This is a genomic window from Pseudomonas oplopanacis (assembly GCF_057128725.1).
In genome coordinates, this window is the sequence record NZ_JBSKHV010000006.1 from 269,599 (window position 1) to 284,939 (window position 15,341).

Below are 15,341 nucleotides of genomic sequence, written 5' to 3' on the forward strand. Positions count from 1 at the left end.
GGATTCGAAGCACAAAAGGGCCGACGAACTGGCTCCATAAGAAAAACAATGTCGAGGAAAATTTGATGCGCATCGTTCCCCATATCCTGGGCGCAGCCATTGCTGCCGCTCTGATCAGCACTCCGGTTTTCGCCGCCGAACTCACCGGCACCCTGAAAAAGATCAAAGAGTCCGGTGTCATCACCCTCGGGCATCGTGATGCTTCCATTCCGTTTTCCTACATCGCGGACGCTTCCGGCAAACCGGTTGGCTACTCCCACGATCTGCAGCTGAAAATCGTTGAAGCCATCAAGAAAGACCTGGACATGCCGAACCTTCAGGTCAAATACAACCTGGTGACCTCGCAAACCCGTATCCCGCTGGTGCAGAACGGCACCGTGGACGTCGAGTGCGGCTCCACCACCAACAACGTCGAGCGTCAGCAGCAAGTTGACTTCTCCGTCGGCATCTTCGAGATCGGCACCCGTCTGCTGTCCAAGAAAGATTCGCCGTACAAAGACTTCACCGACCTCAAAGGCAAGAACGTCGTGACCACCGCGGGCACCACGTCCGAGCGCATCCTCAAGTCGATGAACGCCGACAAGCAAATGGGCATGAACGTCATCTCCGCCAAAGACCACGGCGAGTCCTTCCAGATGCTGGAATCGGGCCGCGCTGTTGCCTTCATGATGGACGACGCCCTGCTGGCCGGCGAAGCTGCCAAAGCCAAGAAAGCCGATGACTGGGCCGTCACCGGTACGCCACAGTCCTACGAAATCTACGGTTGCATGGTCCGCAAGGGCGACGAGCCGTTCAAAAAGGCTGTGGATGACGCCATCGTCGCCACTTACAAGTCGGGCGAGATCAACAAGATCTACGAAAAATGGTTCATGGCTCCGATCCCGCCAAAAGGCCTGAACCTGAACTTCCCGATGAGCGACGAGCTCAAGGCCCTGATCGCCAATCCGACCGATAAAGCGGCTGACGACAAGAAGTCCTGATTTTCTGACTACCCTTATCTCCTGAGAGGGCCGCTGCCCTCCCAGGAGTTTGTCACTCCCTGCTGGCATTTTTGGAAACACTCGAACCGGTGGCTGTCGAGCCGCTCGTGTGTGCCTGATCGTCATGATTGGGCGGGAACGGAGCTTCCCCAGGCGGGCACTTGTACATCGATCGATCTGAGGGGAGACCCTAATGAATTACAACTGGGACTGGGGCGTGTTCTTCAAGTCCACCGGCGTTGGCAGCGAGACTTATCTCGACTGGTACATCACCGGTCTGGGCTGGACCATTGCCATCGCCATCGTGGCCTGGATCATTGCCCTGACACTGGGCTCGATTCTGGGCGTCATGCGCACCGTGCCGAATCGCATCGTATCGGGCATCGCGACCTGCTACGTCGAACTCTTCCGTAACGTGCCGCTGCTGGTTCAGCTGTTCATCTGGTACTTCCTGGTACCCGATCTGCTGCCGCAAAACCTGCAGGACTGGTACAAACAGGACCTCAACCCGACCACTTCGGCTTTCCTCAGCGTCGTCGTCTGCCTGGGCCTGTTCACCACCGCTCGCGTTTGCGAACAAGTGCGCACCGGTATCCAGGCCCTGCCCAAAGGCCAGGAAGCCGCGGCCCGCGCCATGGGCTTCAAGCTGCCGCAGATCTACTGGAACGTGCTGCTGCCCCAGGCCTACCGGATCATCATTCCGCCGCTCACCTCGGAATTCCTCAACGTGTTCAAGAACACGTCCGTGGCCTCGCTGATCGGCCTGATGGAGCTGCTCGCGCAAACCAAACAGACCGCCGAGTTCTCCGCCAACTTGTTCGAGGCGTTCACCCTGGCCACCCTGATCTACTTCACCCTGAACATGAGCCTGATGCTGCTGATGCGCATGGTCGAGAAGAAAGTCGCCGTACCGGGCCTGATCTCCGTAGGGGGTAAATGATGGATTTCGACTTCTCGGGCATCATCCCGTCCCTGCCGGGCTTGTGGAACGGCATGGTCATGACCCTGCAACTGATGGCGCTGGGCGTGATCGGCGGGATCATCCTCGGCACCATCCTGGCGCTGTGCCGTCTGTCCCACAGCAAACTGCTGTCGAACCTGGCCGGCGCGTACGTTAACTACTTCCGCTCGATCCCGCTGCTGCTCGTGATCACCTGGTTCTACCTGGCGGTGCCGTTCGTACTGCGCTGGATCACCGGCGAAGACACCCCGATCGGCGCGTTCGCTTCGTGCATCGTGGCCTTCATGATGTTTGAAGCCGCGTACTTCTGCGAAATCGTCCGGGCCGGCGTGCAGTCGATTCCCAAGGGCCAGATGGGCGCAGCCCAGGCACTGGGCATGACGTACGGCCAGATGATGCGTCTGATCATCCTGCCGCAAGCGTTCCGCAAGATGACCCCGCTGTTGCTGCAACAAAGCATCATCCTGTTCCAGGACACCTCGCTGGTCTACGCGGTCGGCCTGGTGGACTTCCTCAATGCTTCGCGTGCCAGTGGCGACATTATTGGTCGCTCCAATGAGTTCCTGGTCTTCGCAGGTCTCGTGTACTTCACAATCAGCTTTGCCGCCTCGCTGCTGGTCAAGCGTCTGCAAAAAAGGTTTGCCGTATGATCTCTATCAAGAACATCAACAAGTGGTATGGCGACTTCCAGGTACTGACTGATTGCAGCACCGAGGTCAAAAAAGGCGAAGTGATCGTGGTGTGCGGGCCGTCCGGTTCCGGCAAATCGACCCTGATCAAATGCGTCAACGCGCTGGAACCGTTCCAGAAGGGCGACATCGTGGTCGATGGCACGTCCATCGCCGACCCGAAGACCAACCTGCCGAAACTGCGTTCGCGCGTGGGCATGGTGTTCCAGCATTTCGAACTGTTCCCGCACCTGACCATCACCGAAAACCTGACCATCGCGCAGATCAAGGTGTTGGGCCGCAGCAAGGAAGAAGCCACCAAGAAAGGCCTGCAACTGCTTGAGCGCGTCGGGCTGTCGGCCCATGCGCACAAGCATCCGGGTCAGCTTTCCGGTGGTCAGCAACAGCGCGTGGCGATTGCCCGTGCGCTGGCGATGGACCCGATCGTCATGCTGTTCGACGAACCGACCTCGGCGCTCGACCCGGAAATGGTCAACGAAGTGCTCGACGTGATGGTGCAACTGGCCCACGAAGGCATGACCATGATGTGTGTGACCCACGAAATGGGCTTCGCCCGCAAAGTGGCGGACCGGGTGATCTTCATGGACGCGGGCAAAATCATCGAGGACTGCCAGAAAGAAGAGTTCTTCGGCGACATCAGCCACCGTGCCGAGCGGACACAGCACTTCCTCAACAAGATTTTGCAGCACTAAGCAACACCGCTCCCCAAATGTGGGAGCGAGCCTGCTCGCGAAGACGGCTTATCAGTCAACATCGACGTTGACTGAACCACCGCTTTCGCGAGCAGGCTCGCTCCCACAAGGGGCCGGCTGTGATTGCCTAGCAAGTGTTGTGGTTGACCCAAGGCATCTGTGATGAAATGCGACCCCTCTCTCCATCGCGCAGCGCCGCCATCACTTGCCGTGAAACCCCGTCTGATTCGCCATTTGTTCCTGCCGCCGCTGATCATCGCCCTGATGATCGGATTGGGTTATGCCGGCTTCTGGATCAGTGAACACTACGGCATTCGCAGCCTCAGCGAGAACGGCCAGCGGCAGCTCGAACTGCACGCCCGCGCCGTCGAGAGCGAGATCAGCAAATACACCTACCTGCCCAGCCTGCTGGAACTCGAATCCAGTGTGTCGAAACTGCTGGCCGACCCGTCGCCGGAACACCGGCAAGCGGTCAATGATTACCTTGAAGGCCTGAACCGGCGCAGCCGCAGTCGGGCTATCTATGTGATGGACACCACCGGCCGTGTCATGGCCACCAGTAACTGGCGCGATGTCGACAGTTACCTCGGTGAAGACCTTTCCTTCCGCGCTTATTTTCAGAACGCCATTCGTGGCCAGCCCGGTCGTTTCTACGGCATCGGCAGCACCAACGGCGAACCCGGTTACTACCTGGCCCACGGCCTGGAAGAACACGGCAAGATCATCGGCGTCGCGGTGGTCAAAGTGCGCCTCGAAGCCATGGAAGAACGCTGGCAACGGGCGCGCCTCGAAGCGTTCGTCAGCGACGAGAACGGCATCATCATCCTCTCCAGCGATCCGGCGCGGCGCCTCAAGTCAGTCGTGCCGCTAAGCGACGAGACCAAGGAAAAACTCGCCCGCAGCCTCCAATACTACTGGTTCCCGCTGAACGAGCTGCAACCGCTGGCCCGTGAAACCCTGGCCGAGGGTGTGGAGAAACTGACCTTCCCCGCCAACAGCGAAGTGGAGTCTGACGAAGAGGACATCAGCTACCTGGCCCAGACCCGGCCCCTGAGCGACACGCCGTGGAATTTCACCCTGCTCACCCCGCTGCAGGATTTGCGCCGCGAGGCAATCAACCAAGGGATTCTGGTGGCGGTGGCGTTTGCCCTCGTTGCATTCCTGCTGATTGCCTGGAACGAGCGGCGCAAGGTCATCGCCACCCGCCTCGCCGCCCGGGAAGCCTTGCAGGAAGCCAACAATCAACTGGAGCGTCGGATTACCGAACGCACCACCGACCTGCGCGCCAGCAACGAGCGGCTCAAGGGGCAGATCCGCGAACGCCGGCAGGCTGAAGAGACGCTGCGCCGCGCCCAGGATGAACTGGTGCAGGCCGGCAAGCTCGCGGCCATCGGCCAGATGTCGACCAGCATTGCCCATGAATTGAACCAGCCATTGGCGGCGCTGCGCACCTTGTCCGGCAACACCGTGCGCTTTCTGGAGCGCGGTCAGCTGGATGTCGCCAGCACCAATCTCAAGACCATCAACGAATTGATCGACCGCATGGGCCGGATCACCGCCAGCCTGCGCTCCTTCGCCCGTCGTGGCGACGACAAAGGCCAGGCCTGCCTCGGCAAAGCCGTGGACGCGGCCCTGCAACTGCTCGGCGGTCGGGTGGAAAGTGTTCATCTGCAATTGCATCGGGAGTTCGCCGATGTGCAGGTGCAGATCGACCAGACCCGCCTCGAACAGATTCTGGTCAACCTGATCGGCAACGCCCTCGACGCCATGCAGGCCCAGCCGTTGCCGGAACTGTGGCTGGAAGGCGACGTCTTCGACGGCAAATATCGCCTGCGCGTGCGCGACAACGGCCACGGCATTGACGCCGAAGCGCGCAAGCACCTGTTCGAACCCTTCTTCACCACCAAACCCGGCGAACAAGGGCTAGGCCTCGGCCTGACCCTGTCCGCCAGCTTGGCCGCCGCCACTGGCGGGTACTTGGGTGTTGAACACCCGGCCAGCGGTGGTACCACCTTCGTCCTCAGTTTACCGTTGGTAAGCCCCACTCTCGCCGAGCCAATATGAACAACGACCTTAGTGTGCTGATCGTCGAAGACGACCCTCATGTGCTGCTCGGCTGCCAACAGGCGCTGACCCTGGAAGACATTCCCTGCGTCGGGGTCGGCAGCGCCGAAGAAGCGCTGGAACGGGTCGGCGACAACTTCGCCGGCATCGTCATCAGTGACATTCGCCTGCCCGGCATCGATGGCCTGGAGCTGCTGAACCGCCTCAAGGCCCGCGATCGCAGCCTGCCGGTGGTGCTGATTACCGGTCACGGCGACATCTCCATGGCGGTCGGCGCGATGCAAAAAGGCGCCTATGACTTCATGGAGAAACCCTTCTCCCCCGAACGCCTGGTGGACGTCGCCCGCCGTGCGCTGGAACAACGCAGCCTGGCCCGCGAAGTGACTTCGTTGCGCCGGCAACTGGCGGAGCGCGACTCGCTGGAAGGCCGGATCATCGGCCGTTCGCCAGCCATGCAGAACTTGCGCGAGTTGATCGCCAACGTCGCCGACACCTCGGCCAACGTGTTGATCGAAGGCGAGACCGGCACCGGTAAAGAACTGGTCGCGCGCTGCCTGCATGACTTCAGTCGCCGCCACACCAAACAATTCGTCGCGCTGAACTGCGGCGGCTTGCCGGAGAACCTGTTCGAAAGCGAAATCTTCGGTCACGAGGCCAACGCGTTCACCGGTGCCGGCAAGCGACGGATCGGCAAGATCGAACACGCCGATGGCGGCACGTTGTTCCTCGACGAAGTCGAAAGCATGCCCCTGCCCCTGCAAATCAAATTGCTGCGGGTGTTGCAGGAACGCACCCTCGAACGCCTCGGTTCGAACCAGAGCGTGGCGGTGGATTGCCGGGTGATCGCGGCCACCAAGTCCGACCTCGCCGAAACCAGCAAGGCCGGCGAATTCCGCAGCGACCTGTATTACCGCTTGAACGTGGTGACCCTGGAACTGCCACCGTTGCGCGAACGTCGCGAAGACATCCTGCAATTGTTCGAGCACTTTTTGCAGCAGTCCTCCCTGCGCTTTGACCGCGCCGTACCGGAGCTGGACAACCAGACCCTGTCGAACCTGATGAGCCACGACTGGCCGGGCAACGTGCGGGAACTGCGCAACGTCGCCGAACGCTTCGCCCTCGGCCTGCCGGCCTTCAAGAAAACCGGCGCCAGTGGCAGCAATCAGGGCCTGGCGTTCGCCGAAGCGGTGGAAGCCTTCGAACGCACCTTGCTCGGCGACGCCTTGCAACGCAGCGGCGGCAACCTGACCCAGGCCAGCCTGGAACTGGGCATGGCCAAGACCACGCTGTTCGACAAAGTCAAAAAGTACGGGCTGAGCCACTGATGGATCTGATTCTGAAAGCGGCGCTGGGTGCGGCGGTCGTGCTGATTCTGGCGGCGCTGGCCAAGACCAAAAATTACTACATCGCCGGGCTGGTGCCGTTGTTTCCGACCTTTGCGCTGATTGCGCATTTCATCGTCGGCAAAGGACGCTCGGTGGAAGATTTGAAGACCACCATCGTGTTTGGCATGTGGTCGATCATTCCGTACTTCGTTTACCTGGCGACGCTGTATGTGATGGTGGACCGGATGCGGCTGGAGGCTTCACTCGCCGTCGCGGCAGTGGGTTGGTTGATCGCGGCGACCATCCTCGTCACCGTGTGGGTCCGCCTTCACTCCTGACACCCCACAGGGGATCTCCATCAGGCTCACTGGCCCGTCCCTTGCATTTACCCCAAAAAGCCCTCCCGGCCGGTCTTCATGTTCGATGAACCCGGTGTCCGGGAGCGTCCGCCAAGGGTGAATCCTGACCGTGCCTATCCTAGATCCCGACCTGACCTTCACCGTCATTCTGCTGGTCGCTTTTTCCATCGTGCTGGACGTCATCGGCCAGCTCTGTTTCAAGCTCGGCCTGGACCGTTTGCCGGAACTCGAAGGCGGCTTTCGGCTGAAAGCCTTCTGGGGCCAGGTGTTCAACGCGCCGCTGCTGTGGTGCGGGATCGGCGCCTATGCACTGGAGTTTTTCGTCTGGCTTGAAGCGTTGTCCCGAGCCCCTTTGAGCCTGTTGTTCCCGGCCGGAGCGCTGGCCTATTGCGGCGTGGTGCTGGCGGGCAAAGTGGTGCTGGGCGAAACCGTCAGCCGCCGACGCTGGTTGGCGACCCTGGTGGTTACGGTGGGCGTGATGCTCGTGTGTGCCGGCCATGCCTGATTCCAGATCGATGGATTGGCTGCACGGGCGGCTCGGAACCGTGGTGCTGTGGGCGCTGCTGATTGTTCTGGAAAGTGCCGGGCAGATCGCGACCAAGGTCGGCGGCGATCAGTTGGGGCAGATGACGTTTACCCTGCAATGGCTGCAAGCCGTGGTGGTCGACCCCGGCGTGCTGAGTGCCGTGGGCTGCGGTATCGGCGCGTTTTTTGTGTGGATGCTGATCTTGCGACGCAGCAGTTTGTCGCTGGCGTTTCCGTTGAGTTCGCTGGTGTTTGTCGGGGTTTTGCTTGGGTCATGGCTGGGGTTGGGGGAGCAGATCAGCGCGCTGCACTGGGTGGGGGTAGCGGTGATTATTGGTGGGATTGCGTTGTTGGCTGAAGGTGAAGAAAGCTAGATATCCATCGAACTTGAAGACGCCTTCGCGAGCAGGCTCGCTCCCACAAGGGAACGCATTCATTCTGGAGAAATGCGGTCAACTGTGGGAGCGAGCCTGCTCGCGAAGGCGTCAGTCCGGTCACTGAAATTTGTAAGCAATCGCCGCCTGCACTTCCCCCTGATTGCTATCCCCGACCGCTTTGACGATGCTGCTATCCGCCGCCGATCCCGTCAGGTGAATCCAGCTCGCACTGGTCAACAACGACCAATGCGGCGCCAGCGGAAACTCAAAACTCTGGGTCAACGCCACATTCTGCAAGCCACCTCCGGCGTTATAAGGCCGAATCCCGGAAGCCAGCGACTCATCCCCGCTGACACCAAAAAACGCCTGATTCTGCCGGGCATTGGCAAAGTGCGCCGTCACATTGGAGCTGCCAATCACCCCGCCACCCACGGGATAACCCACCTCCCCGCCGGCCCGGCCCAACACCCCGCCACGCGCGCCCACCGCTTGCCCGACCGAGGCAAACACTCGCCAGAAATCGGCCGGTGCGTACTGCACAAACCCGCCCACTTCGCCCATGTCCGGCACGTCGTGCAAGCCTTGCAGCTCACCGTTGGCAGTCCGTCCCGGCAGGTAATTGACGAACGGTCCGGCGCTGAAACCGTTGGCCTTCAACGCATTCCAGGTCAGGCCGTCATCCGTACCGAGGCTGACATCGCCCCAGTCCAGGTCGAGGTACGGCACCGGCCGCACTTCGTAGCGACTGCCGCTCGGATCGTGTGGCTGATAGCTGAGACCGGCCCCGGCCTCTCCGGTAATGCCGGCCGCTGAAACGCTGGCCGACAGGCACGTCAGTGCAGCGAATAGAACAACAGTGATCCTCGACATGAGGCCATTCCTTGTACGGGACAGGCGCGCATCAATCCCCGTTTCATCTCCCCCGCGCAAGCACTCATGTTGTTTGTAGCGACCTACAAAAATTGTAGCTTCGCAGCGCTCCAATCCCGCCACAACCCCAGCCCTGCTGGGCCAGACCCGGTTGGCACAGTCCCTGCTCTACTCCCTTGGCAAGCGCAGACAGCGCGCAACGCCCAATAGGTACTGCAGATGATTGACTGGCATATCGTGTGTGATTTCGACGGGACCATCACCCGCACCGACGTGATCGACAGCATCCTCCAACGCTTCGCCGACCCGAGTTGGGAAGCGATCGAAAACGAGTGGCTGGCCGGCAATATCGGTTCCCGTGAATGCCTCAGCCGCCAGCTCGCGCTGGTCAAGGCCACACCCAGTGAACTGCTCGGGTTCTTCGACGCCATCGAGATCGACCCGGACTTCCCCGACTTCGTCGACCACGCCATCGGCCTCGGCGCTTCGTTTGAAGTGGTCAGCGACGGCATCGAACAAGGCATCGCCCGGATCCTGGCGCGCAACTATGTGAGCTTGTTGCCGATCCTCGCCAACCGCTTGCGGCAGCTCGACCACGACAGCTGGCGCATCGACTTCCCGCATGCCAGCGACGCCTGCCGCGCCGCGTCCGGCAACTGCAAATGCAAATCCACCCCCAGCGCTAAACGAGTGCTGGTGATCGGCGATGGCCAGTCCGACATGTGCGTGGCCGCCACCGCCGATTTCGTGTTCGCCAAGGATCGCCTGGCCGAGCACTGCGAGCGCAACGGCATTCCTCATGCGCGCTTCGACAGCTTCGCCGAACTCCCTGCCCTGCTGGCCCTGCTGCCAAACGCCAGCGCCGCCAACGCCACCACTTTCAACGTTGAAACACAGGAACTCTTCCACCATGTCTGATATTCGAATCGCGACCCCTGAAGACCAGATCCTCCTGGATAAAGAAGCCAAATACTGCTCCTACGGCGACACCGTTCACTACATCGACCCACCGCGTATTTTCAGCCGTTGCAAGGGCTCCTACGTCTGGGACACCGAAGACCAGGCCTACCTCGACCTGCAAATGTGGTACTCGGCCGTCAACTTCGGTTACGCCAACCCGCGCCTGAACAACGCGCTGAAACAACAGATCGACACCCTGCCGCAGATCGCCAGCCAGTACCTGCACAAAGGCAAGATCGAGCTCTCGGAAATGATCGCGGTCGACGCCAAGAAAAAGTTCGGCCTCGACGGTCGCGTGCACTTCAACGTCGGTGGTTCGCAGTCCATCGAGGACTCGCTGAAAGTCGTGCGCAACGCCACCAACGGCAAAAGCCTGATGTTCGCCTTCGAGGGCGGTTATCACGGTCGGACCCTCGGCGCCTCGTCGATCACCTCCAGCTACCGCTATCGCCGTCGCTACGGGCACTTCGGCGAGCGTGCCAATTTCATTCCGTTCCCGTACCACTTCCGCGGCCCCAAAGGCATGACCAAGGAAGAATACGGCAGCCATTGCGTGCAGCAATTCGCCCGTCTGTTCGAGACCGAATACAACGGCGTCTGGGACCCGAAAGTCGGCCAGAGTGAATACGCAGCGTTCTACGTCGAACCGATCCAGGGCACCGGCGGCTACGTGATTCCGCCGATGAACTTCTACAGCGAACTCAAGCATGTGCTGGATCAGCACGGCATTTTGATGGTCGTCGACGAAATCCAGATGGGCTTCTACCGCACCGGCAAGCTGTGGTCGATCGAGCACTTCGACGTCAAACCGGACGTCATCGTCTTCGGCAAAGCCTTGACCAACGGCCTCAATCCGCTGGGCGGCATCTGGGCCAAGGAAGAGTTGATCAACCCGAAAATCTTCCCGCCAGGGTCGACCCATTCGACCTTCGCCTCCAACCCGTTGGGCACGGCGGTGGGCCTGGAAATGTTCAAGATGACCAGCGAATTCGACTACGGCGCGATGGTGATGAACAAGGGCAAATACTTCCTCGACGGCCTGAAAGACTTGCAGAAACGCTACCCGATCATCGGCGACGTCGACGGTCTGGGCCTGGCCCTGCGCTGCGAAATCTGCGGTCCGGACGGCTTCACGCCGGACAAGGCGACCCTGGATTTCATGGTCGATGAAGGCATGAAGGGCGACATCGAAATCGACGGCAAACGCCTCGGCCTGATTCTCGATGTCGGCGGTTACTACAAAAACGTGATTACCCTCGCGCCTTCGCTGGAAATCAGCTACCAGGAAATCGACCTCGGCATCGCCCTGCTCGACCGCTTGCTGCATCGAGCCATGAAACGATGAACGCGGTTTTTGAAGACGAAGTGCAGATCGACATGGGCGAAGGCAGCGCCGGTTTCGTTCTCGGTTCAGGGGAGGTCGCGGTGTTGTTGATCCACGGCCTCACCGGCACCCCGACCGAGTTGCGTCGGGTCGCCATGGGCCTGGCCAAGGCCGGGTGCACGGTGTATGTGCCAACCTTGGCCGGCCATTGCGGGAACAACGCCGACCTGCAAGCCACCGGTTGGCGCGACTGGTACGAAAGCGCGCGCAACACCTTCGTCGGCGTGCGACGCAAACACGAGCATGTGTTTGTCGGCGGTCTGTCCATGGGCGCGGTGTTGTCGATGTACCTGGCCGCCGAGCATCCGGGGCAGATCGAAGGCTTGTTGCTGTACTCGACGACCCTGCGCTACGACGGCTGGAACATGCCCTGGGTGGCAAAATTGAGCAGCCTGGTGATGTCGCTTCCGTACGGCGTGCACCTGTGCCGCTTCAACGAAAAATCACCGTTCGGCATCAAGGACGAACGCTTGCGCGCGATTGTCGAACGGCAGATGAAGGCCGGTGAAAGCAGTAACGCCGGGCTGCTGACCATGTCCGGGGTCAGCGTTCGCGAACTGCATCGGCTGGTGGCGGCGGTGAAAAAACGCATGCCGCAGATCACCACCCAGGCATTGGTGCTGCACTCAAGGGAAGACGACATCACCAGCGCGTGGAATGCCGATTACGTGGAGCGAAAACTCGGCGGTCCGGTGGTGAAGGTGCTGCTCGACGATTGCTATCACATGATCACCGTCGACCTGCAATACCGCCGCGTGGTGGAGCTGAGCGCGGATTTCATCCAGCACCGTTTCATGCAACAAGGCTACGCCCCGCAGCCCATTCGCCAGGACTATCGCCAACTGGCCTGAACACGACCTGTAGCAATTGGCGAAGCCTGCTGCTACAGGGCGAAGTCGGCTACTGTATTGAAACGGTTTATCCGATCGGACCTGCTGCGATAAGCGAAACCCAATGACCAAAGAATCACCCGTCACCGCCCGACCGTTCGCCCTCTCCGGCTGGAGCCTGCAACGCAAACTGGTGCTCGCCTTCTGGTTGGTCAGTGTGATCCCGACCATGATCGCCGCCGAACTGGCGGCCACCACGCTGTCGCAGATTTTCGACAGCAACGTGCGCATCTGGCTGCAGGAATCGACCAAGATCGTCGAAGACGAAATCAGCGAGATCCTGCGCGACAACGCCCGGGCCGCGCAGTTGTTCCTGCGCTACACCCGCCCGCCCACGGATCGACTGTCGGCCAGGCACGACAAACTCACCACTGACATTGCCGACTCCATGGGCATCGACGTGGTGGCGCTGGTGCGCAACAGCGATCACAAAGTGGTGTTCAGCACCGTCGCCGACGACATCGTCCGGCAAATCAGCACCGAGCCCAAAGCGGTGTTGCAGACCCTGCAAGTCGGCGGCGTGGCGACCGGGACGGTGGTCTCGACCTTCGAGACCGACCAGGACAACGTTGACTACAAACTGGTGGTCGCGACGTACCTCGACAGCAGTTTCCTCACCAGCGTGGCCGACGTGCATTCTCTTGATCTGCGCCTGTACCTGGCCAAGGCCGACGACTTCTCGGAGATCTTCGCCACCCAGCGCTTCGAAGATCACCCGACGACCGTGCCGGAGAAAATCGAACAGATCCTGCGCACCACCAAGCAACCGATCGAACAATTCACCAACCGCTACAGCGGCATCTATCAGCCGATCCTCAATGAAAACGGCGAGCTGCAAGGCGTGATCTTCAGCGGCCTGCTGCGCCACACCAGCCTGGTCGGGCTGGTGAACCAGAGCAACCTGTTCATCCTGATTTTCCTGCTCAGCTCGGCGGCGTCCCTGGCGGTCGGCTGGCTGGTGTCGCAGCGCCTGACCAAGCCCTTGCGCGGCCTGGCGAAAGGCGTGCAAGCGGTGATTGCCGGCGATTACCGCCAGCGCCTGGAAGTCACCGGCGGCGACGAACTGGCGGAACTGAGCAGCACGTTCAACCACATGAGCGAACGCCTCGGCGAGTTGCAACACCTGGAATCGCAGCTGCGCCGTCGCGACCGTCTGCATGCGCTGGGCGAAGTGGCGATGGGCCTGGCCCATGAAATCCGCAACCCGCTGGGCATCATCAAAACCGCCACGCAATTGCTGCATCGACGCGCCGATTTGCCCGAGACCGACAAGCGTCACCTGGAATACGTGGTCAGTGAAGTCAGCCGCATCAACGACCTGATCACCGACTTCCTCGACTTCGCCAAACCCAGCGCACCGATGCGCTCGACGCAACTGGCCCGCCCGCTGGTGGATGAATTGATCGGCTTCTGTGCGCCGGAACTGGCCAGCCACCACATCGAGGTGCACATCGACGACCGGGCGCCGGCCGCGACCCTGTATGCCGACGCGCGGCAACTCAAGCAGGCCGGGCTGAACCTGATCGTCAATGCCATCGACGCCATGCCCGAGGGTGGTCGACTGACGGTCGGGATCAGCAGCGAGCAGCACTACACCGTCATTCGCGTCAGCGACACCGGCCAGGGCATTGCAGCGGACATGCTCGAACGGATCTTCACGCCGTTCGTCACCACCAAGGCGTCCGGCACCGGGCTGGGTCTGGCCAAGGTCTTCTCGATCATGGAAAGTCACGACGGACGCATCGAATGCGTCAGTGAAATAGAAGCCGGGGCGACCTTCACCTTGTACATTCCGGCCAACGGCGAACAGTTCGACAGGGGCAGTGATGACACATAACGTACTGGTGGTCGACGACGAACCCAAGCTGTGCGACCTGCTGGCATCGGCCTTGAGTCAGAGCGGCATTCAGGTGTTCACCGCCGGCAATGGCCTGCACGCGCTCAAGGTGCTGGAGGCCGAGGACATCGACCTGGTGATCAGCGACTGGCGCATGCCCGGCATGGACGGCCCGCAATTGCTCGCGGAAATCAAAACCCGATATCCGCACTTGCCGGTGATCGTCATGACCGCCTACAGCACGGTGAAAAACGCCGTGCAGTCGATGCGCAACGGCGCTTTCGACTACATCGCCAAACCGTTCGACATCGACGAACTGGACATCACCGTCAACAAAGCCCTGCAGTTTCGCGACATCCTCAAAGACAACCAGCGCATGCGCGCCGAGCTTGACGAACACCAGCAGATCGACAGCCTGATCGGCGACAGTCCGAGCTTCCGCCGGGTGCTGCACGCCATCGACTCGGTGCGTGAAAGCAACGCGACCATCCTGCTGACCGGCGAGAGCGGCACCGGCAAGGAAATGGTCGCCCGCGCCATCCACAAACACGGCAATCGCGCGGACAAGCCATTCGTTGCGGTGAACTGTGCGGCGATCCCGGAAGGCCTGCTGGAAAGCGAAATGTTCGGCCACCGCAAAGGCGCGTTTACCGGCGCCGTGGCAGATCGGGTCGGGCGTTTCATGCAGGCGGACAAGGGCACGTTGTTTCTCGATGAAATCGGTGAAATGCCGTTGGCCTTGCAGGCGAAAATCCTTCGGGCGTTGCAGGAGCGAGTGATCGAACCGGTGGGCGATCCGCGCGAGCGCAAGGTGGATGTGCGGGTGATCGCGGCGACCAACAAGAACTTGCTGGACGCGGTGGCGAACAAGGAGTTTCGCGAAGACCTTTACTACCGCCTCAACGTGTTCCCGATCCCGTTGCCGGCGCTGCGCGAACGGGTCGAAGACATCGCGCCGCTGGCCCGGCATTTCGCCCATACGCTGGGGGCCACGGCGGGCAAACGCATCACCGGTTTCAGCGCCGAGGCGTTACAGGCGATGGCCCATTATTCGTGGCCGGGGAATATCCGAGAACTGCAAAACTGCGTGGAGCGCGCGACCATCGTCGCGTCCGCGGCGGTGATTGAAGAGGATGATCTGCCGGCGTATTTGTTTGCGTCGCGATCGGCTGACAGCGGTGTGCTGATCGCGGAAGGCAGTGTGCCAGCGGACCTGGAAGCGGCGCTGGCCCAAGTGGAGAAGTCCTACATTCTGGCGGCGTTGGCGCAGAGCAATGGCGTGCAGGCTGCGGCGGCGCAGTTGATCGGAATCTCCGAGCGCAGCTTTTGGTATCGGCTGAAAAAACTCGGCATTCACGTCGACAAAATCGTCCGCTGATCCCGGCAAAACAAAAGTCTGTGGGAGCGGGCTCGCTCCCACGGGTCGCA

15 protein-coding genes are annotated in these 15,341 nt (G+C 60.9%); 14 read left to right on the top strand and 1 reads right to left on the bottom strand.

Translation table 11 applies throughout. The features are described 5' to 3' along the window. Nucleotides 1-65 precede the first annotated feature (65 nt). The 9 genes from ACWKV5_RS15220 (at nt 66) to ACWKV5_RS15260 (ending at nt 7,969) form a co-directional block, all read left to right on the top strand. Entirely contained in the window at nt 66-980 is a 915-nt protein-coding gene (locus tag ACWKV5_RS15220) for a glutamate/aspartate ABC transporter substrate-binding protein (RefSeq protein ID WP_483841883.1), read from the top strand. 193 nt (nt 981-1,173) lie between these two features. Continuing rightward, nucleotides 1,174-1,920: an amino acid ABC transporter permease gene (locus ACWKV5_RS15225; RefSeq protein WP_483841884.1), complete on the top strand. Its 747-nt coding sequence runs from the start codon at nt 1,174-1,176 to the stop codon at nt 1,918-1,920. Then, nucleotides 1,920-2,591, top strand: a complete 672-nt coding sequence (locus tag ACWKV5_RS15230) for an amino acid ABC transporter permease (protein WP_483841934.1) — start codon at nt 1,920-1,922, stop codon at nt 2,589-2,591. The genes ACWKV5_RS15225 and ACWKV5_RS15230 overlap by 1 nt, the downstream gene beginning before the upstream one ends. Continuing rightward, nucleotides 2,588-3,322 carry an amino acid ABC transporter ATP-binding protein gene (locus ACWKV5_RS15235; RefSeq protein ID WP_123434954.1) on the top strand — a complete coding sequence of 245 codons (735 nt, stop codon included), beginning with the start codon at nt 2,588-2,590 and terminating at the stop codon, nt 3,320-3,322. Before ACWKV5_RS15230 ends, ACWKV5_RS15235 begins: the two co-directional genes overlap by 4 nt. 162 nt (nt 3,323-3,484) lie before the next feature. Beyond that, on the top strand, nt 3,485-5,386 hold the full coding sequence (gene aauS, locus ACWKV5_RS15240) for a two-component sensor histidine kinase AauS (protein WP_483841885.1): 1,902 nt from the start codon (nt 3,485-3,487) through the stop codon (nt 5,384-5,386). Further along, nucleotides 5,383-6,711, top strand: coding sequence for a two-component response regulator AauR (aauR, locus tag ACWKV5_RS15245; protein ID WP_483841886.1), 1,329 nt, complete (start codon nt 5,383-5,385; stop codon nt 6,709-6,711). Before aauS ends, aauR begins: the two co-directional genes overlap by 4 nt. An 8-nt stretch (nt 6,712-6,719) precedes the next feature. After that, the gene (locus ACWKV5_RS15250) at nt 6,720-7,049 is read left to right on the top strand and encodes a GlpM family protein (RefSeq protein WP_191624655.1); all 330 of its coding nucleotides are present in this window, start codon (nt 6,720-6,722) and stop codon (nt 7,047-7,049) included. Between the two features lie 151 nt (nt 7,050-7,200). Next, entirely contained in the window at nt 7,201-7,575 is a 375-nt protein-coding gene (locus tag ACWKV5_RS15255) for a DMT family transporter (protein WP_483841935.1), read from the top strand. Beyond that, entirely contained in the window at nt 7,568-7,969 is a 402-nt protein-coding gene (locus ACWKV5_RS15260; protein ID WP_483841887.1) for a DMT family transporter, read from the top strand. Before ACWKV5_RS15255 ends, ACWKV5_RS15260 begins: the two co-directional genes overlap by 8 nt. Before the next feature lie 120 nt (nt 7,970-8,089). Here the strand turns inward: ACWKV5_RS15260 and ACWKV5_RS15265 are convergent, their stop codons facing one another. Then, nucleotides 8,090-8,842 carry a MipA/OmpV family protein gene (locus ACWKV5_RS15265; protein ID WP_483841888.1) on the bottom strand — a complete coding sequence of 251 codons (753 nt, stop codon included), beginning with the start codon at nt 8,840-8,842 and terminating at the stop codon, nt 8,090-8,092. Nucleotides 8,843-9,061: 219 nt separating this feature from the next. Between ACWKV5_RS15265 and ACWKV5_RS15270 the strand changes: the two genes are divergently transcribed. From ACWKV5_RS15270 to ACWKV5_RS15290, 5 genes are all read left to right on the top strand, one after another. Beyond that, complete coding sequence (locus tag ACWKV5_RS15270; protein WP_483841889.1) at nt 9,062-9,760, top strand: HAD-IB family phosphatase; 699 nt, start codon at nt 9,062-9,064, stop codon at nt 9,758-9,760. After that, complete coding sequence (locus ACWKV5_RS15275) at nt 9,753-11,147, top strand: aspartate aminotransferase family protein (RefSeq protein ID WP_483841890.1); 1,395 nt, start codon at nt 9,753-9,755, stop codon at nt 11,145-11,147. The genes ACWKV5_RS15270 and ACWKV5_RS15275 overlap by 8 nt, the downstream gene beginning before the upstream one ends. After that, nucleotides 11,144-12,037 (top strand): alpha/beta hydrolase, encoded by an 894-nt coding sequence (locus tag ACWKV5_RS15280; RefSeq protein WP_483841891.1) that lies wholly within the window; start codon nt 11,144-11,146, stop codon nt 12,035-12,037. Before ACWKV5_RS15275 ends, ACWKV5_RS15280 begins: the two co-directional genes overlap by 4 nt. 103 nt (nt 12,038-12,140) lie before the next feature. Then, nucleotides 12,141-13,913, top strand: a complete 1,773-nt coding sequence (locus tag ACWKV5_RS15285) for a sensor histidine kinase (RefSeq protein WP_483841892.1) — start codon at nt 12,141-12,143, stop codon at nt 13,911-13,913. Next, nucleotides 13,903-15,291 carry a sigma-54-dependent transcriptional regulator gene (locus tag ACWKV5_RS15290; protein ID WP_483841893.1) on the top strand — a complete coding sequence of 463 codons (1,389 nt, stop codon included), beginning with the start codon at nt 13,903-13,905 and terminating at the stop codon, nt 15,289-15,291. The genes ACWKV5_RS15285 and ACWKV5_RS15290 overlap by 11 nt, the downstream gene beginning before the upstream one ends. The last annotated feature ends 50 nt before the right edge of the window (nt 15,292-15,341 follow it).

Coding starts and splice junctions, on each gene's coding strand:
- aauS (WP_483841885.1), top strand. CDS start 3,485: ATGAAATGCGACCCCTCTCTCCATCGCGCAGCGCCGCCATCACTTGCC.
- ACWKV5_RS15285 (WP_483841892.1), top strand. CDS start 12,141: ATGACCAAAGAATCACCCGTCACCGCCCGACCGTTCGCCCTCTCCGGC.
- ACWKV5_RS15270 (WP_483841889.1), top strand. CDS start 9,062: ATGATTGACTGGCATATCGTGTGTGATTTCGACGGGACCATCACCCGC.
- ACWKV5_RS15235 (WP_123434954.1), top strand. CDS start 2,588: ATGATCTCTATCAAGAACATCAACAAGTGGTATGGCGACTTCCAGGTA.
- ACWKV5_RS15220 (WP_483841883.1), top strand. CDS start 66: ATGCGCATCGTTCCCCATATCCTGGGCGCAGCCATTGCTGCCGCTCTG.
- ACWKV5_RS15280 (WP_483841891.1), top strand. CDS start 11,144: ATGAACGCGGTTTTTGAAGACGAAGTGCAGATCGACATGGGCGAAGGC.
- ACWKV5_RS15290 (WP_483841893.1), top strand. CDS start 13,903: ATGACACATAACGTACTGGTGGTCGACGACGAACCCAAGCTGTGCGAC.
- ACWKV5_RS15225 (WP_483841884.1), top strand. CDS start 1,174: ATGAATTACAACTGGGACTGGGGCGTGTTCTTCAAGTCCACCGGCGTT.
- ACWKV5_RS15275 (WP_483841890.1), top strand. CDS start 9,753: ATGTCTGATATTCGAATCGCGACCCCTGAAGACCAGATCCTCCTGGAT.
- ACWKV5_RS15265 (WP_483841888.1), bottom strand. CDS start 8,842: ATGTCGAGGATCACTGTTGTTCTATTCGCTGCACTGACGTGCCTGTCG.
- aauR (WP_483841886.1), top strand. CDS start 5,383: ATGAACAACGACCTTAGTGTGCTGATCGTCGAAGACGACCCTCATGTG.
- ACWKV5_RS15230 (WP_483841934.1), top strand. CDS start 1,920: ATGGATTTCGACTTCTCGGGCATCATCCCGTCCCTGCCGGGCTTGTGG.
- ACWKV5_RS15260 (WP_483841887.1), top strand. CDS start 7,568: ATGCCTGATTCCAGATCGATGGATTGGCTGCACGGGCGGCTCGGAACC.